Origin of the sequence: Microbacterium sp. BH-3-3-3, assembly GCF_001792815.1 — a bacterium.
Taxonomy (GTDB): domain Bacteria; phylum Actinomycetota; class Actinomycetes; order Actinomycetales; family Microbacteriaceae; genus Microbacterium.
This window is the reverse complement of the sequence record NZ_CP017674.1, coordinates 1,713,448-1,737,436: the sequence shown is the minus strand read 5'-3', so window position 1 is coordinate 1,737,436 and position 23,989 is coordinate 1,713,448. Positions and strand designations below refer to the sequence as shown.

The 23,989-nt window shown below is 71.9% G+C and carries 18 protein-coding genes; 10 read left to right on the top strand and 8 right to left on the bottom strand.

Features of this window, described 5'->3' with window-relative positions:
- Positions 1-63: 63 nt before the first annotated feature.
- On the top strand, positions 64-1,257 hold the full coding sequence (locus BJP65_RS07995) for a DUF4190 domain-containing protein (protein WP_070408776.1): 1,194 nt from the start codon (positions 64-66) through the stop codon (positions 1,255-1,257).
- A gap of 277 nt (positions 1,258-1,534) precedes the next feature.
- Here BJP65_RS07995 and BJP65_RS07990 read toward each other — a convergent pair whose 3' ends face one another.
- Both BJP65_RS07990 and BJP65_RS07985 read right to left on the bottom strand, forming a co-directional pair.
- The gene (locus BJP65_RS07990; protein ID WP_070408775.1) at positions 1,535-2,551 is read right to left on the bottom strand and encodes a LacI family DNA-binding transcriptional regulator; all 1,017 of its coding nucleotides are present in this window, start codon (positions 2,549-2,551) and stop codon (positions 1,535-1,537) included.
- 42 nt (positions 2,552-2,593) lie between these two features.
- Positions 2,594-4,273, bottom strand: a complete 1,680-nt coding sequence (locus BJP65_RS07985; RefSeq protein WP_070408774.1) for a glycoside hydrolase family 13 protein — start codon at positions 4,271-4,273, stop codon at positions 2,594-2,596.
- Between the two features lie 352 nt (positions 4,274-4,625).
- Here BJP65_RS07985 and BJP65_RS07980 point away from each other — a divergent pair, with 352 nt between their 5' ends.
- Positions 4,626-5,150 (top strand): adenine phosphoribosyltransferase, encoded by a 525-nt coding sequence (locus tag BJP65_RS07980; protein ID WP_070408773.1) that lies wholly within the window; start codon positions 4,626-4,628, stop codon positions 5,148-5,150.
- Between the two features lie 92 nt (positions 5,151-5,242).
- Here the strand turns inward: BJP65_RS07980 and BJP65_RS07975 are convergent, their stop codons facing one another.
- From BJP65_RS07975 to BJP65_RS07960, 4 genes are all read right to left on the bottom strand, one after another.
- Positions 5,243-7,153, bottom strand: coding sequence for an FAD/NAD(P)-binding domain-containing protein (locus BJP65_RS07975; RefSeq protein ID WP_070408772.1), 1,911 nt, complete (start codon positions 7,151-7,153; stop codon positions 5,243-5,245).
- Positions 7,150-8,538, bottom strand: a complete 1,389-nt coding sequence (locus BJP65_RS07970) for an NtaA/DmoA family FMN-dependent monooxygenase (protein WP_070408771.1) — start codon at positions 8,536-8,538, stop codon at positions 7,150-7,152. Before BJP65_RS07970 ends, BJP65_RS07975 begins: the two co-directional genes overlap by 4 nt.
- A complete protein-coding gene (locus BJP65_RS07965) occupies positions 8,535-9,740 on the bottom strand; it encodes an LLM class flavin-dependent oxidoreductase (protein ID WP_070408770.1) in 1,206 nt (401 codons plus the stop codon). Before BJP65_RS07965 ends, BJP65_RS07970 begins: the two co-directional genes overlap by 4 nt.
- Before the next feature lie 240 nt (positions 9,741-9,980).
- Entirely contained in the window at positions 9,981-11,447 is a 1,467-nt protein-coding gene (locus BJP65_RS07960; RefSeq protein ID WP_070408769.1) for an amino acid permease, read from the bottom strand.
- Positions 11,448-12,063: 616 nt separating this feature from the next.
- On the opposite strand from BJP65_RS07960, the gene BJP65_RS07950 reads away from it, so the two are divergent.
- The 6 genes from BJP65_RS07950 (at position 12,064) to BJP65_RS07925 (ending at position 19,945) form a co-directional block, all read left to right on the top strand.
- The gene (locus BJP65_RS07950; RefSeq protein WP_070408767.1) at positions 12,064-13,479 is read left to right on the top strand and encodes an FAD-binding oxidoreductase; all 1,416 of its coding nucleotides are present in this window, start codon (positions 12,064-12,066) and stop codon (positions 13,477-13,479) included.
- Between the two features lie 27 nt (positions 13,480-13,506).
- Entirely contained in the window at positions 13,507-15,162 is a 1,656-nt protein-coding gene (locus tag BJP65_RS07945; protein ID WP_070408766.1) for an ABC transporter substrate-binding protein, read from the top strand.
- A 64-nt stretch (positions 15,163-15,226) separates the two neighbouring features.
- Positions 15,227-16,243, top strand: coding sequence for an ABC transporter permease (locus BJP65_RS07940; RefSeq protein ID WP_070408765.1), 1,017 nt, complete (start codon positions 15,227-15,229; stop codon positions 16,241-16,243).
- Positions 16,240-17,088 carry an ABC transporter permease gene (locus BJP65_RS07935; protein ID WP_055832059.1) on the top strand — a complete coding sequence of 283 codons (849 nt, stop codon included), beginning with the start codon at positions 16,240-16,242 and terminating at the stop codon, positions 17,086-17,088. Before BJP65_RS07940 ends, BJP65_RS07935 begins: the two co-directional genes overlap by 4 nt.
- Positions 17,085-18,758: an ABC transporter ATP-binding protein gene (locus BJP65_RS07930; protein WP_156784852.1), complete on the top strand. Its 1,674-nt coding sequence runs from the start codon at positions 17,085-17,087 to the stop codon at positions 18,756-18,758. Before BJP65_RS07935 ends, BJP65_RS07930 begins: the two co-directional genes overlap by 4 nt.
- Entirely contained in the window at positions 18,755-19,945 is a 1,191-nt protein-coding gene (locus BJP65_RS07925) for a PLP-dependent aminotransferase family protein (protein WP_070408764.1), read from the top strand. Before BJP65_RS07930 ends, BJP65_RS07925 begins: the two co-directional genes overlap by 4 nt.
- Positions 19,946-20,116: 171 nt before the next feature.
- Here BJP65_RS07925 and BJP65_RS07920 read toward each other — a convergent pair whose 3' ends face one another.
- Positions 20,117-21,136: an LLM class flavin-dependent oxidoreductase gene (locus BJP65_RS07920; RefSeq protein ID WP_070408763.1), complete on the bottom strand. Its 1,020-nt coding sequence runs from the start codon at positions 21,134-21,136 to the stop codon at positions 20,117-20,119.
- Positions 21,137-21,392: 256 nt separating this feature from the next.
- Between BJP65_RS07920 and BJP65_RS07915 the strand changes: the two genes are divergently transcribed.
- Together BJP65_RS07915 and BJP65_RS07910 are read left to right on the top strand one after the other, a co-directional pair.
- Positions 21,393-22,169, top strand: a complete 777-nt coding sequence (locus tag BJP65_RS07915) for a hypothetical protein (protein ID WP_156784851.1) — start codon at positions 21,393-21,395, stop codon at positions 22,167-22,169.
- Positions 22,170-22,251: 82 nt separating this feature from the next.
- Complete coding sequence (locus BJP65_RS07910) at positions 22,252-23,013, top strand: L,D-transpeptidase family protein (protein WP_070408761.1); 762 nt, start codon at positions 22,252-22,254, stop codon at positions 23,011-23,013.
- A gap of 133 nt (positions 23,014-23,146) precedes the next feature.
- Here the strand turns inward: BJP65_RS07910 and BJP65_RS07905 are convergent, their stop codons facing one another.
- A complete protein-coding gene (locus BJP65_RS07905; protein WP_070408760.1) occupies positions 23,147-23,863 on the bottom strand; it encodes a GNAT family N-acetyltransferase in 717 nt (238 codons plus the stop codon).
- Positions 23,864-23,989: the final 126 nt, after the last annotated feature.

Below are 23,989 nucleotides of genomic sequence, written 5' to 3'. Positions count from 1 at the left end.
TCGTCGCTAATGTGAACGCGTGCCGTGAGCCTGATCGCGACGCCACTCACCCGGGAGCTCTCTATGTCGTCTGCCCTGATCCATCTCTCCGTTCCCGTCGACGCGGCGCGCGACGCGGTCGCCGCCGCCCTCGGTGAGCAGGGCTTCCGCGTGCAGCCCACCGCGTCGGGCTCGCTCGACGTGTCGCGGGGGAGCCTCGGCACCACTCTCGTCGCCGGGGCGTTCGCCGGGCAGGACATGCACGTGCGGTTCGACGTGCACTTCGCGCCGGAGCAGGGCGGGGCGACTGCCGCGTTCGAGCACTCCGCCGCCGGCGGCTTCTTCAAGGGCGGGGCGATCGGCGCGGCGAAGTCGGGTGACGTCGTGAGCGAAGCGGCGCACGCCGTCGGTGTGCGCCTCGCGCAGCAGGGCCTCGTCGTCGGTGCCGTGCCCGCCCCGTCCGACGTGGCGGGCGACCCCGCCGCCGCCGACCCCGCTTCCGCCGACCCGGCGCTCGCCACCGCCTCCGGGTACCCGGGCTATCCCGGTGCCGCGGCGCCGTCGGCCGGATACACGGCCGGCGGGTACCCGGCCGGAGCGATCCCGCCGCCCGTCGACTACGCGAACCGCACCAACGTCGTCTCGATCGTGGCGATCGTCCTTGGCTTCGTCGTTCCCCTCGGCGGCATCATCGCCGGAGCCGTCGGCCTCGCGCAGATCAAGCGCACCGGCGAGAAAGGACGCGGCCTCGCCATCACCGGCATCATCGCCGGCTCCGTCCTCACCGTGCTGACGATCCTCGGCGTGATCGCCCTGATCGTCTTCGCCGTCTTCGCCGAAAGCCAGTCCTCCGCCGACCCGTTCGTGCCGCCGTCGACGTCGGAAGACGGCGGAGTCACCATCGCCCCCGGCGAGCCGACGCCCGACGACGTCTACGTCCTCGCCGTCGGGGAGTGCCTCGACGCCCTGCCGAGCGGGTACGTCAGCGACGACAGCTTCGTCGACTGCGCGACGCCGCACAGCTACGAGGTGTTCGCCGCGTCCTCGCTCGCCGACGGACCCTTCCCTGGAGATGACGCCATCACCGCCCAGGCGGAAGCCGTCTGCGACGCGGAGTTCGCCAGCTTCATCGGACTCTCGTTCGCCGACTCGACCCTCAACGTCGACTACTTCGCCCCCGTGGGCGAGACGTGGGCCGAAGGAGACCGCGCCGTGTCGTGCCTGGTGTCCGACCCGGCAGGCGAGGTCTCGGGCAGCCTGGCGGGTTCCGCGCGCTGATCGCGGGGCGTGGGTTCCGCGCGGCAGAAGGCCGCGCGGGCCATGTGCGCGGCAGGACTCCGGCTCAGCGGCCGTTCTCCGGGCCGCGGAGCCCCGCACGCCGGGTTCTGCAGGAGATGTACGTCACACGGGCGCGGCGGGTGCCGCGGACCTCCGGGAACCTCCGGGAACCTCCCTCCGGTCCTCGTGCGCAGCCACGCCCCGCAGAAAGCAACCGCCCTCGCCCGTACCTCCGGGGCGGCGCGTGGGCGCGGCAATCTGACCGGCCTCGGGGGGCTCAGCGCCCCGACTGAGCCGACGACGGTGGCGCCGTCGAACCGCGGTCGACGAGCTCGAACGGCAACGTGCCGCGGCCCGGAGCGGGGTCGGCTCCCTCGAGCGCGGCGAGCACTGCTTCGGCGGCGCGCGCGCCCTGCCCGCGCGCGAACTGATCCACCGTGGTCAGGCTGAACCAGCGCCCCAGCTCGTGACCGTCGACGCCGATGACCGACACGTCCTCGGGCACGCGCAGACCGAGTTCGCGCGCCGCGAGGATCGCCCCGATCGCCATCTCGTCCGAGGCCGCGAACACGGCGGTCGGTCGCTCCGCCGTCGCCAATACCCGCGTCGCCGCCGCCGACCCGCCCTCGATGGTGAAGTCGGCCGGTTCGACCCGCGGTGCCGACAGGCCCACGTCGGCGAGAGCGGATTGGAAACCCCGCCGACGCAGTCCCGGCACCGACGACGCGGCGTCGGTGGTCACGTCCGCGCCGATGTGCACGAGCCGGCGATGCCCGAGCTCGAGCAGGTGCGTCGTGGCCAGGCGCCCGACCGCGAGGTCGTCGACGGTCAGGGTGGTCAGCTGCGGGTGGGGGCCGGCGATGGCGACGATCGGAACGCCGAGGCCGCGAAGAGACGCCGACTCCTCGGCATCCACCTCGATCGCGATCGTGATCACGGCGTCGATGCGCCGGCGGCGCAGGTGGTCGTCGAACACGCGGCGACGTTCGGCCGGGTCGGCGCTCACGCTGTACAGCGTGATGTCGTAGCCCTCGCGCACGAGGGCGTCGGAGATGCCGGCGAGTACCGTGCTGAAGAACCAGCGGTCGAGGAACGGCACGACCACCCCGACCGCCCGTGCCCGTCCCGTGGCGAGGCTCGACGCGGCCGCCGACACGACGTAGCCCAGTCGCTCGGCCGCGGCGACCACGCGGTCGCGGGTCGATGTCGAGACGGGGCCGCGTCCGCTCAACGCACGCGAGACCGTGGCCGTCGACACCCCCGCCGCGCGGGCGACGTCGTCGATTCCGGCCACGGTCTCGCGTTGTCTTCTCGGATCGGTGCGGATGCGGGCGGCTCAGGCCGCCGCGATCCACACGGTCGTGTCGGTGGGCAGGCGCTCGCCGTCGAGGGGGCCGCTCGCGATGAGCACCTCGCCCGCGGGCAGCTCGACCGGGGCGTCACCGAGGTTGGCGATCACGGTGAGCGTGCCGTTGCGCAGCGCCACGACGTCGTCGCCGTAGCCGTCGAGCCACTCGATGTCGCCCGCACCCAGGCCGCGGGCGCGGCGCTCGGCGAGCAGCGCGCGGTAGAGCGTGAGGGTGGAGGAGGGGTCGTCGACCTGCACGTCGTGCGCGAGCTCGGCCCACTCTGCGGGCTGCGGCAGCCAGGCCTCGCCGGTGGTGTTGAAGCCGTACGCGGGGGCGTCGGCGGTCCACGGGATCGGCACGCGGCATCCGTCGCGTCCGTAGCGCTCGCCGTTCGTGCGGAACCAGGTCGGGTCCTGTCGGGCGTCGTCGGGCAGGTCGATGACCTCGGGCAGGCCCAGCTCTTCGCCCTGGTAGAGGTACGACGAGCCCGGCAGGGCCAGCATGAGCGAGGTGGCGGCGCGGGCGCGGCGCAGGCCCTTCACCGGGTCGGGCTTGCCGGGGGACTTCGGGCCGATGCCGGCGCCCTGCGGGTTCTCGGCCGTCAGCGCCAGGCGGGAGGCGTGGCGTACGACGTCGTGGTTCGAGAGCACCCAGGTGCTCGGGGCGCCGACGGCGGTGTACTCCGCGATCGACTCCGTGACCACGTCGCGCAGGGCCGCGGCATCCCATTTCGTTTCGAGGTAGTGGAAGTTGAACGCCTGATGCATCTCGTCGGGACGCACCCACAGCGCCGTCTGCTTCACCGTCGGCAGCCACGCCTCGGCGCAGAGTGCGCGGTCGCCGTCGTACTCGGCGAGCACCTCGTGCCAGTCGCGCCACACGTCGTGCACGCCCGGCTGGCCCCAGTACGGCACCTCGGCGGCGTCGCCGCCCATCGAGCCGCCCTCGGGGTCGGGCGTGAAGTCGGGCAGGCCCTCGGCCTTGATGAGACCGTGCGCCACGTCGACGCGGAAACCGTCGACGCCGCGGTCGAGCCAGAAGCGCAGGATGTCGCGGAACTCCGCGCGCACTTCGTCGTTGGTCCAGTCGAAGTCGGGCTGCGACTCGTCGAAGATGTGGAGGTACCACTGGCCCGGCGTGCCGTCGGCCTCGGTCACGCGCTTCCACATGCCGCCGCCGAAGACGGACTCCCAGTTGTTCGGCGGCAGGTCGCCGTTCTCGCCCTTGCCCTCGCGGAAGATGTAGCGCGCCCGCTCGGGGCTGCCCGGCGCGGCCTTCAGCGCCTCTTGGAACCACACGTGCTGATCGCTGGAGTGGTTGGGCACGAGGTCGACGATGACCCGGATGCCGCGCTCGTGCGCACCCGCGAGCATCGCGTCGAAGTCGGCGAGGGTTCCGAAGATCGGGTCGACGTCGCGGTAGTCGGCGACGTCGTAGCCCGCATCCTTCTGCGGTGACCGCTGGAAGGGGCTGAGCCAGATGGCATCCACCCCCAGGTCGTGCAGATCGTCGAGGTGAGCGGTGACACCGGGCAGGTCGCCCAGGCCGTCGCCCGACGCATCCGCGAACGAGCGCGGGTAGATCTGGTAGATGACGGCGGTGCGCCACCACTCCGCGCCGGGCGCCGAGGCGAGGTCGGAGCGCGCGTCTTCCTGCGTGAAAGTCATGCGACCACGTTAGTGCAAGCGCTTGCAGTCCTGTGTCTCGACGATGTCCTCGCGCCCCTTGCTCGTTGAGTGTCCAGGACACGCCGCACTCCCGGGTCCGTGCGCGGCGTGTCTTGGACACTCGACAGGGGTGTCGCGCGGGGCGGCGGGCGGTCGTCATGCGGGCGGCGGGGGTGGGCGTCGTGCGGGCGGCGCTCGGCGCCGCGCCCAGCGCCCGGCGCCCAGCGCCCGGCGCCCCGCGCCCGGCGTTGAGTGTCCGAGACACGCCGCTCGCGGTGGGGAGAGCACGGCGTGTCCTGGACACTCAACGAGGGGAAGGGCGGGGGTGGAGCGCCGCGATTAGGCTGGGGCGGTGCCCGACGCCTCTGCTCTCGCCCGCGCTGAATCGCTCATCACGAGCATCCCCGACTACCCGAAGCCGGGGATCGTGTTCCGCGACATCACGCCGCTGCTGACGGATGCCGCGGCCCTGCGCACCGTCGTCGAGGCGTTGATCGAACCCTTCGCCGGCCGCTTCGACGCCGTCGCGGGGGTCGAGGCGCGCGGCTTCCTGCTGGCCGGCGCCGCGGCGATGGTCGCGAACGTGGGGCTCATGCCGATCCGCAAGGCCGGGAAGCTCCCGCGACCCGCCGCCGCGGTCGAGTACGACCTCGAGTACGGCTCGGCGACCATCGAGATGCACGACGACAACGCCGCAGGCGCCCGCGTGCTACTGCTCGACGACGTGCTCGCCACGGGGGGAACCCTGCGCGCCGGTCGCGACCTGCTCCAGGCCGTCGGCAGCGAGGTCATCGGCATCGCGACGCTGCTCGAGATCGACGGCCTGGGCGGCCGCGAGGTGCTCGGCGGCGACGTGCACGCGGTCTTCCACGTCTGACGCCGCCTTCGCCCCGCCTCGCACCCGCCCCCAGCGTTGAGTGTCCACAACACGCCGCGCGGCCCATCGCACGCGCGGCATGTCTTGGACACTCAACGAGAGGGGGCCGTCGCGCGCCGCGGCACGCGCACCGACGCCACGGCATCCGCCACCGCTCCCGCGACCCGGTCGGTCTGGCGCAGGGGCAGGGCGTTCGAGTGGGGCCGCGTGAACGCCCCGGCCTCCATGGCCGAGGTGAAGGGGCCGAGGGCGAACAGCGTCGCGTGGACGGAGCCGTCGCGGGCGACCACCCGCCCGTCGGCGTCGACGTCGATGCGGCCGAGCGACCCGGTGAACGTCGCGTCGCTGACCTGCACCTCGCGGCCGTGGCGGGTGGCCAGCTCGCGCAGCGCCGGATTCTCGCTCGCTGCGGCCCCGCTGCCGGGGAGCCAGGCATCGACGAGGGTGGTGGTGACCAGCTCGCCGGGAACGCGGGGAGAGGATGCCACGAAGCGGCCGTCCGCGATCCGCACGGCCACCTCGGGGCCCAGGAAGCGCACGACTCCGGCGTCGGCGAGGGCGCCGATCTCTTCCAGGCGGTGCGCGGGCGGCCCCGAGGCGACGTAGCTGAAGAACGTGTGCCAGGTCACGGGGAGGTCGACGGCGCGCGACCTGGCGCTCCACCGCTCGGTGGGGATGTCGGCCAGGGCCAGGAACGACAGCAGGATCGTAAGGAACAGCGCCTGCGCGGTGCTGCGTTCCTGCGTCGTGCGCAGCTGCAGGTCGTCGGCGATGTGGCGGCGCACGCGCCGGTGCACGTCGGCGGCGTCGACGAACGCCTCGTCGCCGAGCGGCACGTCGAGCGCGGGCACGTCGAAGCGGTCGAGCGGGTCGGGCACGACGGCGGCGACCGCGCGGCGGAGGGCGGCCGTGTTCCCGTCGACTTCGGGCAGGGTCACGCGGAAGGCCGCCCACGTCGTCGTCACCCGCTCGGGGTGGCCGGTGAACAGCTCGCGGTAGTGCCCCCACACGAGCTCCCGCGCGACGAGGGGCCACACGTCGTCGAGGAAGTCGATCGTGCCCGGACGGGCGAGAAGGTCGGCGATCGCGGCCGGGGTCAGCACCTCGCGCGTCGGCGGTTCGCCCTGCACCTGGGACGACACCTTCGAGCGGTACGGCACCCCGCGGCGGGAGCCGAGGTGCAGCCGCGGCTCCCGCCCCGACGGCTCGTACCGCAGCCGGCCGTCGGCGGTACGCGCGAAGCGGCCGCCGCGTCCTTCGGCCAGCAGCACGACGGCATCCACCGCCGCCAGGCCCATTCCGCGCACGATGACGTCGTCGCCGGGGCGGAGCACCGAGAGGTCGGCGTCGGCGGTGAACGACGGCGGCACGTAGGTCAGCCCGGCGTCGGCGGCCGCGGCGAGCAGATCGCGGGTCTGACCGTCGGGCTCGCGTCCGTTGTGGCCGAGGGCGTACACGACGATGTCGGCGGGCAGACGGATGCCGTCGGCCAACGCCACCTCGTACCCGTCGACCGTGTCGTCGACCCACTGCACGGCGCCGCGGTGCCACCGCACCTCGACGCCCGGGGGCGCGATGGCGACCGTGCGCCGCCAGAACCAGTCGAGGTACACGCTCTGCAGCCGGCGCGTGGGGAAGCTGTCGCCGCGGAGCGCCTGCAGCTCGGTCGCGAGGTCGGGATCGTCGATCTCGACATCGGGCAGCGAGCCCGCGCGCACGCGCTCGGCCCACTCGATGAGCGACGGTCCCGAACGCACAGGACCCGCGATCGTGCACGACTCGTCGGTGAACACCGTGACGTCGCGCGCCATCGAGTTGAGCTTGAGCAGGGGTGACTGCTCCCGCCGCCAGATGCGGCCCGCGCCGGGCGGGTGCGGGTCGACGAGGGTGACGTGCAGGGCCGGCGTCGCGGCTTTCGTGCGTCGGGCGAGCAGGCGCTCGACGAGCATCACGGCGCGGGGTCCCGCGCCGACGATGACGAGCCGCGCCGCCCGGTCGCTCATCGCGCGGCGGCCGTCGCGGTGTCGTGCGGCCCGGGGGTGTCCGGAGCGCCCGCGACCACCGGCGGCAGTCCCAGCAGGTCGTGCAGGGTCGCGCCCTCGTCGTAGGAGCGGCGGTACGACCCGCGCTCCTGCAGCAGGGGCACGACCTTCTCGGTGAACTCGTCGAGGCCGTGCGGGGTGACGTGCCCGACGACCGTGAAGCCGTCGGTCGCGCGCTCCTGCACGTACCGGTCGATCTCGGATGCCACGTGCTCGGGCGTCCCGACGAAGGTGTGGTTCGCCGTCAGGCGGATGACGAGCTCGCGGATGCTGAGGTTCTCGGCCGTCGCCTGCGCGCGCAGCTGCCCCACCCGGGCGCGGATCGCCGCGTGGCGCCCGGCGAAGCCCTGCGCGGTCTCGACGCCCGTGTCGGGTTCGACGTCGGGCAGGGGGCCGTCGGCGTCGTACCCGCTGAGGTCGCGGTTCCAGATCTGCTCGAGATAGGTGATCGCGGTCTGCGGCCGCACCTGGGCGAGCGCGATCTCGCGCGAGTGCTCGCGGGCCTCGGCCTCGGTGTCGCCGAGCACGAAGGTCGCCGCGGGCAGGATCTTCAGCGAATCCTCGTCGCGGCCGTGGGCGGCGAGGCGACCCTTCACATCGCGGTAGAACTGCTGCGCGTCGTCGAACGCGGTGTGCAGCGAGAAGATCACGTCGGCGTGGGCGGTGGCGAAGTCGCGGCCGTCGGGGGAGTCGCCGGCCTGCACGATCACGGGCCGGCCCTGCGGGGAGCGGGGGACGTCGAACACCGCGTCGACGTCGAACAACCGCGTCTCGTGCCGTACCCGCGCGATGGCGTCGTCGCGCAGGAACGCCCCGGTCTCGGCATCCGCCACGATCGCGTCGTCGCGCCACGACGACCACAGCGCTTTCGAGAGCTCGGCGAACTCGGAGGCCCGCACGTACCGGTCGGCGTGGTCGAGGTAGCCGCCGCGGCGGAAGTTCGCGCCGTGGAACGCGTCGGAGCTGGTCACGGCGTTCCACCCCGCACGGCCGCCCGAGAGCAGGTCGAGGGTGCCGAGCTGGCGGGCGAGCTCGTACGGCTCGTTGAACGTCGTGTTGAGCGTGCCGACCAGGCCGATGTGCTCGGTGACGGCGGCCAGGGCGGTGAGGATCGCGAGGGTGTTCGGGCGTCCCGCCACGTCGAGGTCGTGCAGCTGCCCGCGGTGCTCGCGCAGCCGCAGCCCCTCGGCGAGGAACAGGTAGTCGAAGAAGCCGCGCTCGGCGGTGCGGGCGAAGTGCTCGAACGACGAGAAGTCGATCTGGCTGCCCGCGGCCGGGTCGGTCCAGACGGTCGTGTTGTTCACCCCGGGGAAGTGGGCGGCGAGATGGATCCGGCGGCGGGTCATGCGCCGACCTCCTGACGGGCGTAGCGGCTGGCGAGACGGGGGAGTCCGACGCGCTCGCGCAGGGTGGGCGCGCCGTCGTCGGGGAGCAGGATGCCGGCGCTCGCCGCCCGCGGGATCACCCGGTCGGCGATGGCCTCGAGGTCGGCCGGGAGGCGGGCGGGACGCAGGCGCACACCGTCGACCCCGGCGTCGGCGAGGGCGCGGATCTCGTCCACGACGTCGTCTGCGGTGCCCACGACCACGCGGGCGTCGGTGGTGAGCGGCGCGCGCTCCTGCAGGCGGTTCCAGACGGCGGCGGCCGCGGCGGGGGTCTCTTCGACGAGCACGAGCAGGTCGGCGAAGACGCGCAGGGGCTCGTCGAGCGTGCGCGCCGCGTCGGCGGCCTCGGCCAGCTCGCTGCGGATCCCGTGGACCGCGGCCGCGTCGGCGGGCGTCACGAACACGAGGTCGGCGTGCTCCGCGGCGAAGCGGTAGGGCACGCTCTGGTGGGCGAGAGCGGTGACGAGCGGCTGTCCCTGGGGGGAGCGCGGCACGATCGAGGCGCCGGTGATCGAGAAGAACTCGCCCTCGAAGTCGACGTTGTGCACGCGGTCGCGGTCGAGGAACTTCCCCGACGCGAGGTCGCGCACGATCGCGTCGTCTTCCCACGAGTCGGCGAGACGGCGGATGACGTCGGCCACCTCGCCGGCCTCGCGGAAGGCGGCGAGCAGCGCCGGGTCGTCTTCGACGCGCCCGGATGCCGGCAGACCCGTGGGTCCGTCGGCGCGGCGCCCGAAGTTCGCGCGCTCCTGCGCGGTGGAACCCGCCACCAGACGCACGCCCCCGCGGCCCCGGCTGACGTGGTCGAGGGTCTGCAGCCCCGTGGCGAGGTGGAACGGCTCGGGGTGCGTGGTGGTCGCCGTCGGCACGAGGCCGATGCGGCGCGTGACCGGTGCGAGGAACGACGCCACCAGCACCGCGTCGAGGCGCCCCCGCACGAGGTCGCGCCGGGTCTCGGCATCCTGCTCGAAGGAACGGCCGCCGAGGCTCAGCGCATCTTCGATCGTCGCGAGCAGCAGGCCCGCGTCGTCGGCCGTGCGGGCGAGCGCGCGCCAGTACGCCGGCGACGTCAGCTCGGCGGGCCGCGCCGTGCGCTCGCGCCAGGCGGCCGGGTGCCAGCCGGCGCCGTCCAGGGCGACGGCGAGGTGGATGCGGTCCGACATCGGGGGCTCCTTCTGTGAGGCGGGGTGCTGATCACTGTCGCCGGGCGCGGGGCGAGCCTCAATGCGTGTCGTCACATATCGCCTCGCGGCGTCATGAACGGGCACGAGCTCAGAACGCCGCCCGGCAGCAGGGCGTCGGAGCCTCGTCTTCTTCCGATGCTCGGGGTCGTGACCTGATTCCTGGGTGAAGTGCGGCCCAGCCCAGGAATCAGGTCGGCGACGAAGGGCGTCAGGGCGCGCTCAGGAAGAGGAACCCGTGTCGTGCGCTTCCGGTGAACGTCGATGCGCCAGGTTGCGGCGGACGAGCGGCCAGAAGAGCACGAGGACGCCGGTGGCAACGAGGCTGGTCCACACCTGGGTGCGGCCGGCTTCGGTCGTCAGCATGACGACGATCACTGCGGCGATGCACAGGATCAGGAGGATGTTCAGCCACGGGTGTACCCACACCTTGAGCTTCAGACCGGCCTTCTCCTCCGACGTCATCTTCTGGCGGAGTCGCCACTGCGTGAGTGCGATGAAGACGTAGACGAACAGTGCGACGAGTCCCGCGGAGTTCATGATGAAGTCGAAGATCCCCGACCCGGGAGCCACGAAGTTGACGAGAGTCGCGATGAGCCCGCCGATGGTCGATGCGAGCAGGGCCATGATCGGCACGCCGTTCCTCGACTTCTTCGCGACGAACCTCGGCGCGAACCCCTGCTCGGCGAGGGCCGCGAACATGCGCGATGCGGAGTACAGGCCGGAGTTGAGCACGGAGATGACAGCCGTGAAGATGACGAGCTGCATGATGATGCTCGCGCCGGGGATGCCGATTCGCTCGAGCGCGTAGGTGAACGGGGCGCTCGCCACGTCTGTCGGCGCGGGCAGTTCGTTCCACGGGACGACGGTCACAATGACGAGCACCGAGCCGACGAAGAACAACAGGATCCGCCAGATGATCGTGCTCGACGCGTGACGGATGCCTTTCGCAGGATCCTCGGATTCGGCCGACGCCATCACCGCGATCTCCGTGCCGAAGTAGGAGAAGATCACCAGAGCGATGCCCGTGAACGCGATGCCGAGTCCGTTCGGCGCGAAACCGCCGTGCTCCCAGAGATTCGACACCGACGCCTCGGAATCCGGCCAGAGACCGAACGCGAACAACAGGCCCGCGCCGAGGAACACGATGATCGCGAGCACCTTGATGCTGGCGAGCCAGAACTCCACCTCGCCGAACATGCGGACGGAGATGACGTTCGAGATCACGAACAGCGCGATCAGGAAGAGTGACCAGGCCCACGAGGGGACGGCGGGGAACCAGCCGGCCATGGTCTCGCCACCCAACACTGCTTCGTACGCGAGGACGCCGACCCAGAAATACCAGTAGAGCCATCCCACCAGGTAGGCGGCCCAGTTGCCGAGCCCCACCCGCGCGTATTCCATGAACGAGCCGATTGCGGGCCGAGATGCCGCCATCTCGCCCAGCATTCGCATTGCGAGGAAGACGAGCAGGCCTCCGACGAGGTACGACAGGATTGCAGCGGGCCCCACGGTGCGGATGACATTCCCGGAACCCACGAAAAGGCTTGCGCCGATGATGCCGCCCAGTGTTATCATCGTCACGTGTCGAGAACGCAGTTGTTTTGCTTTCGGGTTGGCGCCGACGAAACCAGCTGAGGTCTCAGGCGACACGGGTTTGTTCCAGTTCTGACTGTTCGAGTTGCTCATATCATTTCTCCGTAATGGTTGAATGGTGAGTCAATGTCGGCGCCGACCGTTTTGCGGCCGATGGCCGACCCTCTCGGTCGGCAAAATCGGTGGATCTGGTGAGGTCTGCCCTACAAGTGGTTGACTTGCGGCGAGCGTAGAAGCTCCGTCGCGGGCTCCACAGTCACCGCTGTGTACAGTGCACTCGACTTTTTCGCCGAGATGTCTGTTGCTTCTCGAGACCGCTCTCGTCGTCGATCCGTCGGCCACGATCGAGCCGTTGCCCCGGGTCGGAGTGGGCGCGTCACTCTGCGACACCGGACCGGTGGATGCCGACCGTGCGTTCGTCGCCCAGGGCCGCGCATCGATCGCGTCGGGGTCGGCGCCTCCCTCATTCGCGTCCGCGCACGCCGTCTCGGGTGAGCATGACGTCGCACGACGCTTCGCGGCGCGATGACCATCGCGGACGGCGGGGCAAAGTAGCGTCCGCTCCCGCGCAGCGCACGACTGTGACGCTGCGCGACAGCGCGTGTCGGTCGGTGACGCATCGCGACGGCCCGTGTCGTCCGAGATGAACGCGACGCCGTCGCGCCCTACGTTCGGCTGAACTCCGTCCCCTACTGCGAGAGGTCCGCCGATGAGCGCTGCCACCGCGACCGCCCCGTTCACGGGCCTGTCCGCCCTGCTCGACGACGCCCGTCGCGATGCCGCCGACATCGACGTGCGGCCTCCCTCGACCGACACGGCGACCTTCGGGCACGACGCCGGCACTGCGCCGCGACGCGGGACCGCTGTGCAGGACGGGCCCGCGGTCGCGTTCCCGTCCACCGTCGCCGAGGTACAGCAGCTCGTGCGCCTCGCCGGCCGCCACGGCGTCAGCGTCGTGCCGCGCGGTGCGGGGACCGGCCTGTCGGGCGGTGCCACGGCAGGCGCCGACCAGCTCGTGATCTCGACCGACCGACTCACCCGGATCGTCGAGGTGTCGCCCGCCGACGAGGTCGCCGTCGTGGAACCGGGCGTGCTCAATTCCGCCCTCAACGAGCGCCTCGCCCCTCTCGGCCTGTTCTACGCCCCCGACCCCGCGAGCTGGCGCATCTCGACCATCGGCGGCAACATCGCCACCAACGCCGGCGGCTTGCGGTGCGCGAAGTACGGCGTCACGCGCGAGTCGGTGCTGGCCCTCGACGTCGTGCTCGCCGACGGCAGCCTCGTCTCGATCGGGCACCGCTCGATCAAGGGCGTCACCGGGCTCGACCTCGTCTCGCTGTTCGTAGGCTCGGAGGGCGTGCTCGGCATCGTCGTCGGCGCCACCGTGCGCATCCGTCCGCTCCCCGTCGCGCGGCGCACGGTGACGGCGTTCTCCGACTCCACGGCCGCGGGGGCTGCGGCGATCGGGGCGATCACGGCCTCGCGCGTGCGCCCCAGCGTCATCGAGTTCCTCGACCAGCCCACCCTCGAGGGCATCGACGCGGCGAACGACTCCGGGCTCCGCGTCCGCGGCGCGGCCCTGCTGCTCATCGAGCTCGACGGGTTCGGCATCGACGAGCAGACGGCCGAGCTGACGGCCGCGCTCGAGGCCGTCGGCGCCCGCGTGCGGGTCGAGACCGACGACGATGCCGAGGTGCTCTGGGAACTGCGCCGCTCGGGCCGACGCTTCGATGACGGCTCCTGGTTCGCCGGCGGCGACGTCGCCGTGCCCAAATCGCGCATCGCCGAGATCTTCGCCGGCTTCCCCGAGATCGAAGCCCGCCACGGCGTGACCGTCAGCGCCGTCGCCCACGCCGGCGACGGCAACCTGCACCCGGTCGTCACCCTGCCCATCCCCGCCGACGCCGACCCGGCGGTCGTTCCCGCGGCGGTGCACGACGCCGCCGACGATCTGGTGCGTGCCGCCCTCGCCGTGGGCGGCACGGTCAGCGGCGAGCACGGCATCGGCACGGTCAAGCGCGCGCTCGCCGCCGAAGAGCTCGCCGCCCGCGTGCGGGCGGCGCAGCTCGCGATCAAGGACGCTCTCGACCCGGCCGGCCTGTTCAACCCCGGAAAAGCCCTGTAACCCGTTCCCCACAGCTCGAGGATTCTCATGACCATTCGCACCCGCCCACGTCGACGCCTGCTCGGCGTCGCCTCCGCCCTCACCGTCGGAGCCATCCTGCTCAGCGGCTGCGGCGCGGCCTCGACCGCCGCCCCGTCCGCCGACGCCACCCCGAAGCCCGGCGGCGACCTGGTGTTCCTCATCGACTCGCTCGGTGCCACCTGGATCCCCAACAACAGCTCGATCTCGAGCTACCAGGGCAACATCTGGGGTCACCTGACCGACAAGCTCGTCTACGTCGACGCCGAGGGGGCCCTCAGCCCGTGGATCGCCGAGAGCTGGGACGAGAACGCCGACAAGACCCAGTTCACCCTCCACCTCAAAGAGGGCGTGACCTTCTCGGATGGTACGCCGCTGGATGCCGCCGCGGTCGTGGCGAACATCGACATCTGGGCGAAGGGCCGCCCCGACGAGGGCATCAACCGCATCGGCCTGTTCCCCTCGGCCAACTACCAGGGCGCGGAAGCCGTGGATGCCACCACGGTGACGGTGTCGTTCTCGGCGCCCACGCTGAGCTTCATCCCGACGCTGGCGTACCACGGCTCGATCCTGCTGTCGCCGACGACGCTCGCCCTCCCCGCCGACCAGCAGGCCGACCTCACGAACGACATCGGCAGCGGCCCCTTCACCGTCGAGAAGGTCGCCGACGGCGACAGCGTCGTGCTGAAGAAGCGCGACGACTACGACTGGGGCCCCGAGGCGATCGGACACGACGGCCCGGCCTACCTCGACACCATCACCTACAAGCAGGTGGCCGAGCCCTCGCTGCGCACCGCCTCGGTCGAGTCGGGCCAGGCGCAGGTCGCGTACAACGCCAGCCCGCAGGACCTCGACGCGCTGAAGGGCGAGGGCCTGACGGTCGAGACGCCGCGCTACCTCGGCTTCGTCAACGGCTACGCGTTGAACACCACGGTGGCGCCGTTCGACGACGTGCGCGTGCGCCAGGCGGTGCAGCACGGCATCGACCGCGACGAGATCCTCTCGACCGTCTACACCGAGGACTGGCACGCGGCCGAGTCGCTCATCCAGAGCACCGTCCCCGAGGCGACCGATCGCAGCGCCGACTTCGCCTACGACCCCGACGAGGCGGCATCCCTGCTGGACGCGGCGGGATGGGTGAAGGGCGCCGACGGCGTGCGCACGAAGGACGGCCAGAAGCTCTCCTTCACGCTGTACCCGAACCCCTACCTCCAGGCCTCGCAGTCGGTCGACGAACTGGTCGACCAGCAGCTGACGACCCTCGGTTTCGAGGTGAACCTCGAGACGTACGACGTGCCGACCTACGGCCAGAAGGTCATCGGCAACGCCGCCGTGCCGGCGACCGAGATCACCCGCAGCTTCGTCGACGTCGGAACCGTCGCCGGGGTGCTCACCTCGCAGAAGAAGGGCGACGAGGACTGGTTCAAGGTCGGCACCTCGGATGCCACGCTCAACGACCTCGCCACGCGCATCGCCACGGCCACCGACCGCGACGCCCGTGCCGCGGTGGCCGACGAGCTGCAGGGCTACGTGCTCGATCAGGGCTACTTCGTCCCGCTCACCCAGATCGTGCAGCGCGTCTACGTGCAGGCCCCCGACGTCAGCGGCGTCACCTACAACGGCCTCGCCTACGCGTACTACCTGGACGCCTGGCTGAACGACTGACCTCGGCCGCGGGGGCGGGTGCACGGCATCCGTCCCCGCGGCGTCAGACAGAGAGGAAGAGAACATGCTGCGCATCTACGGCCGTTTCGCCCTGCGGCGCACCGGTCAGGCGATCGTCGTCGTCGTGCTGGCGTACCTGTTCACGTTCGTCGTGATCAGCATCCTGCCCGGCGACCCCGTGACGAGCACGCTGAGAAACCCCGACAACGGGTTCACCGAGGACGACATCGCGCGCATCGTCGCCTACTACGGGCTCGACCAGCCCTGGTACGTGCAGCTGGGCTCGTCTCTCGGCCGATTCGTGGTGGGCGATCTCGGCGTCTCGCTGCGGTCGAACCTGCCCGTCGGCACCCTGGTGTTCGACGCCCTGGGCTCCACGCTGAGCCTCGCGGCGGCCGCGCTCCTCGTCGCGATCGTGCTGGCCGTCGTCATCGCGTACGGGACGCAGTTCCTGCCCCCGCGCTTCGGTCAGGGCGTGCTCCGCTCGCTGCCGTCGCTGTTCCTGTCGGTGCCGAACTTCGTCATCGGCCTTCTGCTCATCCACGTCTTCGCGTTCGGCCTCGGACTGTTCAGCATGATCGACACCGAGACGCCGTGGGGCACCTTCTTCGCGGCGGTGGCGCTCGGCATCCCCGTGTCGGCGCAACTGGCGGAGGTGCTCATCGCCTCGCTCGATCACGAGTCGCGTCAGGAGTACGTCGCCGTCGCGCGATCGCGGGGGCTGCGGTCGGGGGCGCTGTTCCTGCGCCACCTCGCCAAGCCGTCGGCGTTGCCGACGGTGACGGTGCTGGCGTTGATCGTCGGCGAGCTGCTCGGCGGCGCCCTCATCACCGAGGCGATCTTCGGCCGCGTCGGCATCGGCACCCTCGTCGAGTCGGCCGTCGCCAGCCAGGACCTGCCGGTGCTGCAGGCGGTGGTGTCGCTCGCGGCCGTGGTGTTCGTCGTGGTGAACCTTGTCGCCGACCTCGCGTACCCCCTGCTCGACCCCCGCGTCTCGGTGGGTCCGTCCGGGCGCCCGGCCGTCAGCGCTTCGCGCGAGGACCCGGCGCCGCTGCTCCGCGAGGAGGTGGGGATCGTATGACCGCCGCATCGCTCCTCGCGCCGCGGGCGACGATCGCCCGGGTGCGCGGCATCCGTCTCTCCGTTCCGATCGGCGTGATCGTGTCGTTCGTCGTCGTGGCCGTCGTGCTCGCCTGGTCGCTCGCGCCCACGCTGTTCACGACCCAGAACCCCGCGCAGGGAGTCCCCGCCGACAAGCTGCAGGGCCCCAGCGCCGCGCACGTGCTCGGCACCGACCACCTCGGTCGCGACCTGTTCGCGCGCATCGTCTTCGGCGCGCAGTCGTCGGTGACCAGTGCCCTCGTCGCCGTGACGATCGGGGTGGTCGTCGGTGGACTCATCGGTCTGCTCGCCGGCTTCCTCGGGTCGTGGACCGACGTCGTGCTGGCGCGCTTCGTCGACGTGCTGCTGGCGATCCCCGCGTTCCTGCTCGCCGTCGTGATCGTCAGCTCGCTGGGCTTTCAGACCATCAACGCCGCGATCGCCACCGGGGTGTCGGCCGTCGCGGTGTTCGCGCGCGTCATGCGGGCGGAGGTGCTGCGGGTGCGCTCCTCAGTCTTCGTCGAGGCCGCGCGTCTGCAGGGCGGCTCGAACCTGCACGTGCTGTTCCGGCACGTGCTGCCCAACGCCTCGCGCTCGCTCGTTCCGCTCGCGGTGCTGCAATTCGGCCTGTCGATCCTCGTCATCGCGGGGCTCGCCTTTCTCGGCTACGGCGATCCGCCCCCGGCATCCGACTGGGGTCTGCTCATCTCGGCAGGCAAGGACTACCCCCGGGCGCCGTGGCTGGTCGTCTGGCCCGCCCTGGTGACCGTGGCGACCGTGCTGTCGATCAACCGCATCAGCCGCTGGCTCCGGAGGACGTCATGACCACCACCCTCGCGCTTCACCCCGAGACGGTCGTGGCGACTCCGCCGCTGCTGCGCGTGCAGGATCTCTCGGTCTCGTACGGCCGCACCCCCGTGGTGCACGACGTGTCGTTCTCGATCCCGCGCGGCGGCAGCCTCGCCCTCATCGGGGAGTCGGGCTCGGGCAAGTCGACTATCGCGCGCTCGGTGCTCCGGCTCCTCCCGCGCGGCACGGGCCGGGCGCGCGGACGCGTGGCGTTCGCCGGCGACGATCTGCTCGATCTCTCGGAGGCGCGGTTCCGGCCGTACCGCGGGCGCCGGATCGGTTTCGTGCCGCAGGACCCCGCCCACGCGCTCAACCCCGTGCGCACGGTGGGGTCGCAAGCGCGCGAGGCGGCCGCCCTGGCCGGTCTCGCCGACGCCCGCGCGCAGCGCGCGGCGAGCCTCGACGTGTTCGCCCGCGTCGGCCTGCCCGATCCCGCCCGCGTCTACGACTCGTACCCGCACCAGTTGTCGGGCGGCATGCTGCAGCGCGTGCTCATCGGGCTCGCCGTGCTGCCGCGGCCCGAGCTGCTCGTCGCCGACGAGCCCACCAGCGCGCTCGACGTGACGATCCAGAAGCGCATCCTCGACCTGCTCGACGACCTGCGCACCGAGGACGGCATCGGTCTGCTGCTCATCACGCACGACCTGGCGATCGCCGCCGAGCGCACCGACGAGATCGTCGTGCTCAAAGACGGACGCGTGCAGGAGGCCGGCTCGACCCGCACCGTCTTCGCCGCGCCGACCTCGCCGTACACAGTGCAGCTGCAGGCCGATGCGCCCGCGCTGAACCCCGACCGCTACCGCGGCGACGTCGTCGACCGCGGGGTCGACGAGTGGACCACCGACACCGCGTCGGCCCGCATCCACGTCCGCGACGTGTCGAAGAGCTTCGTCGTCGACGGGACGCCGCGCCCCGCGGTGTCGGGGGTGTCGTTCCGCGTTCCGGCCGGGACGACCCATGCCCTCGTCGGAGAGTCCGGCTCCGGCAAGACCACGACGGTCCGCCTGCTCCTGGGGCTGGAGAGCCCCGACGCCGGGGAGATCCTCGTCGACGGGAAGGCGGTGACGGGCCGCACGGAGCAGGAACTGCGCGGCATCCGTCGCCACCTGCAGCTGGTGTACCAGAACCCCTTCACCTCGCTCGACCCCACCTGGAGCGTCGCGCGCATCGTGCGCGAACCGCTCGATCGCTACCGCGTCGGCACGCGCGCGGAGCGTTCGACCAGGGTGGCCGAGGCACTGGATGCCGTGGGCCTGCCGCCCGAGCTCGCTCGCCGTCGCCCCGACGCGCTGTCGGGCGGACAACGCCAGCGCGTGGCCATCGCCCGTGCCCTGGTGCTCGAGCCCGACGTCATCGTGCTCGACGAGCCGACCTCGGCCCTCGACGTGACCGTGCAGGCCGGGGTGTTCGAGGTGCTCCGCCGCCTGCAGCGCGAGCGCGGTCTCACGTACCTCTTCGTCTCGCACGACCTCGCGCTGGTCCGGCAGATCGCCGACACCGTCTCGGTGCTCAAGGACGGTCGGGTCGTCGAGGCCGGCCGCGTCGCCGACGTGCTCTCGCACCCGCGCGAGCAGTACACGCGGGCGCTCGTCGAGGCCATCCCCCGTCCCCTGGCCGCCCTGGCCCGACCCTCGGAGTCGTCATGACCCTCCTCGTCTCATCCCGTCCCGCGCTCATCGAGGCGTTCACCGTCCCGAAGGGTTTCGGTGACCAGACCCTGCGCGACCGTCGGCCCGATGCGATCGAGCTGCTCGGCGGCATCCCGGATCCGTCGGTGCTGCCGACCGCCGAGCTCGCCGAGGCGACGGCCCGCGTGCTCGCCGCCCCCGGGGCGCCGTCGTTGCAGTACTCCCGCACCGAGGGCATCCCGGCGCTGCGGGAGTGGATCGCCGCGCGCGAGGGCGTCGCCGTGGAGCGGGTGCTCGTGACCAACGGCGGTTTCCACGGCCTCGCTCTCGCGGTGCAGACGGTGCTCGAGCGCGGCGACCTCGTGGCCGTCGACAACCCGGTGTTCCCGCTGTTCCTGCGCGGCCTCGAGCTGGCCGACGCGCGGGTGCTGCCCATCCGCGTCGGGGCCGAGGGGCTCGACGTCGACGAGCTCGCCTCGCAGCTGCGCGACGGAGCGCGCCCCGCCGCGGTGTACACGGTGCCGGAGTTCCACAACCCGTCGCAGTCATCGTTGCCGACCGAGCGCCGTCGCGAACTCGTGGCCCTGGCCGAAACCTACGGCTTCGTGGTCTTCGCCGACGACCCCTACCGCGAGCTGCGGTTCCACGGCGAGCCCGAGTCGGTCGCGCCCTTCCACGACTCCGACCACGTCATCCACGTCAACACCTTCACCAAGACGCTCGGCCCAGGGCTGCGCCTGGGATGGGTCGTGCTGCCGGAGCGGTTGGTCCCGGATGCCGTGGCCCTGCGCAGCCGCCAGGACTCGCACTCGTCGACCTTCGTGCAGGCGGTGATCGCCGAGCTGCTCACGAGCGACGCCGGGCTGTTCGACCGCGTGCTTGAGCGGGCGCGGTCGCTGTACCGCTCGCGCGCCCGGGCGCTCGCCGATGCTCTGGAGGCCGAGGCCCCGGGGGTGTTCGACGTCGCGGTGCCCGACGGCGGACTGTTCCTCTGGCCGCGGCTGAACGATGAGGCGATCGATGCCGACCGGCTCGCGGCCGACGCGAGCGCCGAGGGCGTGGAGTACCAGCGCGGGTCGTTCTTCGCCTCCGGCCCCGGAACCGACGCCGACCGGCACCTGCGTCTGGCCTACGGCGACACCGACGAAGACGACCTGCGCACGGCCGCGGCCCGCCTCGCGCGCGCGGTGTCGCGGCAGCGCTGAGGCGGGGCGCACGGGTGCGCGCAGGGTCGGTGCCGGCGTCGCGCGAGGTGGCGCGGGGCGGCGCCGGCGGGTGTGCGCAGGGTCGGCGATGTGCACAACCTCCGTTCGGTTCGGGGGATGCCGGCTGAGGTTGTGCGTATCGCTGAGGTTATGCTCGCGGCGCGGCGGGGCTCACGGCGTCGGGCTCCACCCCAGCAGCGGCCCCAACCGCCCCGCGATGTCCTCGAGGATCTGCACGTAGTCGTCGGGTGCGAGGTCGAACGGCAGGGCGAAGGCCACCTCGTCGATCTCGGCGAACGACGCCGTCGCCTGCAGCTGCTCGGCGATCTGCTCCGAGGTGCCGACGAGGTCGGCGGCGAACAGCAGCCCGCGGGGACCCTGGGGGATGCCGACGCGCCCGCGCCGCGACTCGGCGTAGGCCTCGTATCGCCGACGCTGGTCGGGTGTGGCCGTGTCGGTGGGGACCACCACGAGACCCTGTGACACGCGGGCGTTCTGGCCGTCGGCGTGCGTGTCGCGGTACAGGCGGATCTGCGCGTACTGCTCGGTGTCGAAGTCGGTCGACGTCGTCGACTGGATGACGCTGCTGGTCAGTAGGTGGAAGCCGTTCTCGGCCGCCCAGGTCGTCGAGGTGGGGCTTCCTGCGCCGTACCAGAGCCGGTCGGCGAGGCCCGCGGAGTGCGGTTCGATGCGCTCGGAATACTCCTCGATGCCCTCGGTGCCCGCGAACGGGCTGACGGCCTCGCCCGCGAGGAAGCGGCGGAGCCGCGCGAGGCGCCCGTATCCGAAGTCCTCGTGGTCGGACGTGTCGGGGTACAGCGCGGCGGCGATCTCGTCGAGCCGGCGCGGCGGACCCACCGAGAAGCCCGGCTCCAGGCGTCCACCGCTGAGCACGTCGACGGTGGCCAGGTCTTCGGCGAGGCGGAACGGGTTCTCGTAGCCGAGCGGGATGACCGCGGTTCCGAGCCGGATGCGACTCGTGCGCTGGGATGCCGCGGCGAGCACCGCGACGGGGGAGGACAGGCCGTACTGCAGGTGCCGATCACGCAGCCACGCGCTGTCGAAGCCGAGGCGCTCGCCGCGCTCGATGATCGACAGGGTGGTCTCGTGCCCGGCGCGCGGGTCGTCGCGGTCGAAGAGGCCGATGGTGAGGAAGCCGAGGGAGCGGAGCGCGCGGGTCACACCGGCCACGGTAGCCGGGGCAGCGGAGGGGTGGGCCGCGCGTCGTCATGCGCAGTCACGCCGCCGGGGGTGAGTTCTCGGCCAGCGTTTTTCACCCGCTTCGCCGGACCGGGACCCGGTGAAGAGGGCGGCATCCGGCGTGGTCTACTGCGGAGGCTCACGCACCGGGCTCCGTGAAGCAGATGCCCGTTGCGCCTGGGCGTCACAGCCGGCGTCGACACCTGCTTCACGATGTCTCGCCCCGATTCCTCGAAAGGGAACCCGCATGTCGAATCTGTCATCTCCTCCTCGCGCGATGCTGAGGCGCTCGGCCGCTCTCCTGGCGACCACCCTCGTCGTCGCGTCTGTCGCACTGGGTAGCGCCGTGTCCGCACAGGCCGCGTCGGCGACCCTGACGTCGAGTTCGTCGACCGTGACGGAGGAGGGGCTCCTCACGTTGACCGCCGATGGCCTGACCCCGGGAGACGGTCTGACCTTCGTTCTCGACGGTGCGACTCCGCTGCCGACCGCCCCCCTCGACGGCGGCGCGGAATCGGCCGACGCCAACGGCACCTACGTCGGCGAAGCCTCCATTCCTCTCGGCCTGGGCCTCGGCGTCCACACCGTCGAGGTGACGGGTGCAGGCGGGTCCGCACTCGCCTCGACGACGGTGACGGTCGTCCCTCGACCCACCTCATCGGTGAGTTCGCCCTCGATCTCGCTCTCCGACTACCTGGCGGGTGGCGTCTCTGTCAGCTTCACGGGGTTCGCCCCGGGCGCGTCCGTCTCGCTCTTCGTCTTCAACGCGGCAACCGGCGACCTGGTCGGACCGGATGCCGTTGCGGGGCCGGATGGCGTCGTGTCGTTCGTCTACATCCCTCAGCCGGACAGCACCTACGCGGTGGTGGACCGGTACGCCTTGATCGCGGCCGCGAGCGACCTCAGCATCGTCTCGGAGCCCGCCAGCTTCGAGGTGACCGCCGACGCCGCCCCCAGCGGCATCGCCCCGGTCACTGCTCCCGCGGCGACGCCCGTCAAGCGCGCGGCGACCTTCACGGGCTGAGCGCAGACACTCGCCCCCGCGCCGGGCAGGGACGCACGTCCCGGCCCGGCGCGTCCGTGTTCCTGATCCTCCGGAGAAGCCCGTGATCCGCCGTACGACCGCTCGCGCCCTGGTGGGAGCATCGACCCTGCTGGTGGCCCTGCTCTTCACCGGGTGCGTCGCGGCGAGCCCGCCCGCGGCGACGCCGGCCGCCTCCCGCTCCGCCGCCACCCCCGTACCGAAGTTCCGCAGTCCCGAATCCACCGCACCACCCGCCGTCGGAACCTCGGCGACCGCCGTCGCGGAGCAGCTCGCGATCCACGCGGAGCCCGGCGGCGACGTGACCCAGACGCTCCCGAACCCCCAGGAGTCCGGTGCGCCGCTGACGCTCCTCGTCGTCGCGCGCCAAGACGGGTGGCTGCAGGTCGCCCTCGCTCAGCGACCGAACGGGAGTACGGGATGGGTCGCCGCCGATGCCGTCACCCTGCAGACCCTCGTTTACAGCCTCGACGTCTCCACCGAGCAGAACACCCTGACGCTGAGCGAGAGCGGCCGAGCGGTGAAGACCTACGCCGCGGCCACGGGCACGGGTGGAACCCCCACGCCCCACGGTGCGTTCTACCTCACCGAGCTCTTGGAGCCCACGAACGAGGGGTACGGACCCTACGCCTTCGGCTTATCGGCGTTCTCCGACGTGCTCTCCAGCTTCGGTGGGGGCCCGGGGCAGATCGGCCTGCACGGCACCGATGACGAGGCGAGCATCGGCCAGTCCGCCAGTCACGGGTGCATCCGCCTGTCCAACGCCGACATCACCGAGCTCGCCCAGATCCTCCCTCTCGGCACTCCTGTCACCGTCGGCCCGTGAGGGTTCGCAGAGGGTGAGTTCTCGGCCCGAACCGGGCGAGATGCGGGGCTGACGCGCTCAGCGCTCGATCGAGCAGCGGTTACGGCGAAGTCCCGCGGTCAGAGCACGGTTGCGCCGAGGGCCCGCCGTCGGCTCACGCCGGTGTCCGCACCGAGACGAACCGGTTCCGCCGCCGCAGCGCGAAACCCAGTCGCTCGTACGCCGCGATCGCCCCGACGTTCGTCGCCGCCGCGTGCAGCAGTGCGCGGTCCCCGCGCTGCTGGATGTGGAACGCCACGTCGAGCACGAGGCGCGAGGCGAGGCCCTGGCGCCGGTGGTCGGCATCCACCGCGACCGCGCTGATCTCGGTCCACCCCGTGGGGTGGAGGCGCTCGCCGGCCATGGCCACCAGGCGGCCTTCGCGACGGATGCCGATGTATCGACCCAGCTCGTAGGTGCGGGGCCGGAAGGGGCCGGGCTGATTACGGTCGACGATCGCGATCATGTCGGCCGCGTCCGCGGCATCCAGTTCGATCGCTTCGTCATCGGGACGCGTCCGCAGGGCGTCGGTCTCGACGAGCTGCACCCCCTCGCCTCCGCCGAGGTACTCCCACCCCTCGGGGAAGCCGCCCTCGTAGCCCGACAGGCCGACGTCGGCGCCCGGTCCGACGAGGTCGCGCAGGGCGTCCCAGACCCCGGGTTCGTCCCACGTGCGCACGGCGACGAACGGCGCGACGTCCTCGGGATACCGGCGGACGAGGTCGCCGCCGATGGCGAACGAGGAGTGCGGGCCGGCCAGGGAGTGCCAGGCGGCGTTGTCGAGGACGGTGGCGTCGGCGTGGGGGACGTCGAGGAGCGATGCGGAGGTCACCGGGACACTCTGCGCCGGTCGCGGCGGCCGTGCAAGCCGGGGGTCACGAGACGCGCAACCGGACCACCCCACGATGACGGCGTGTGAAGACGTTCGACGCCCGGTGACGGTCGGCGACTCCGCGTG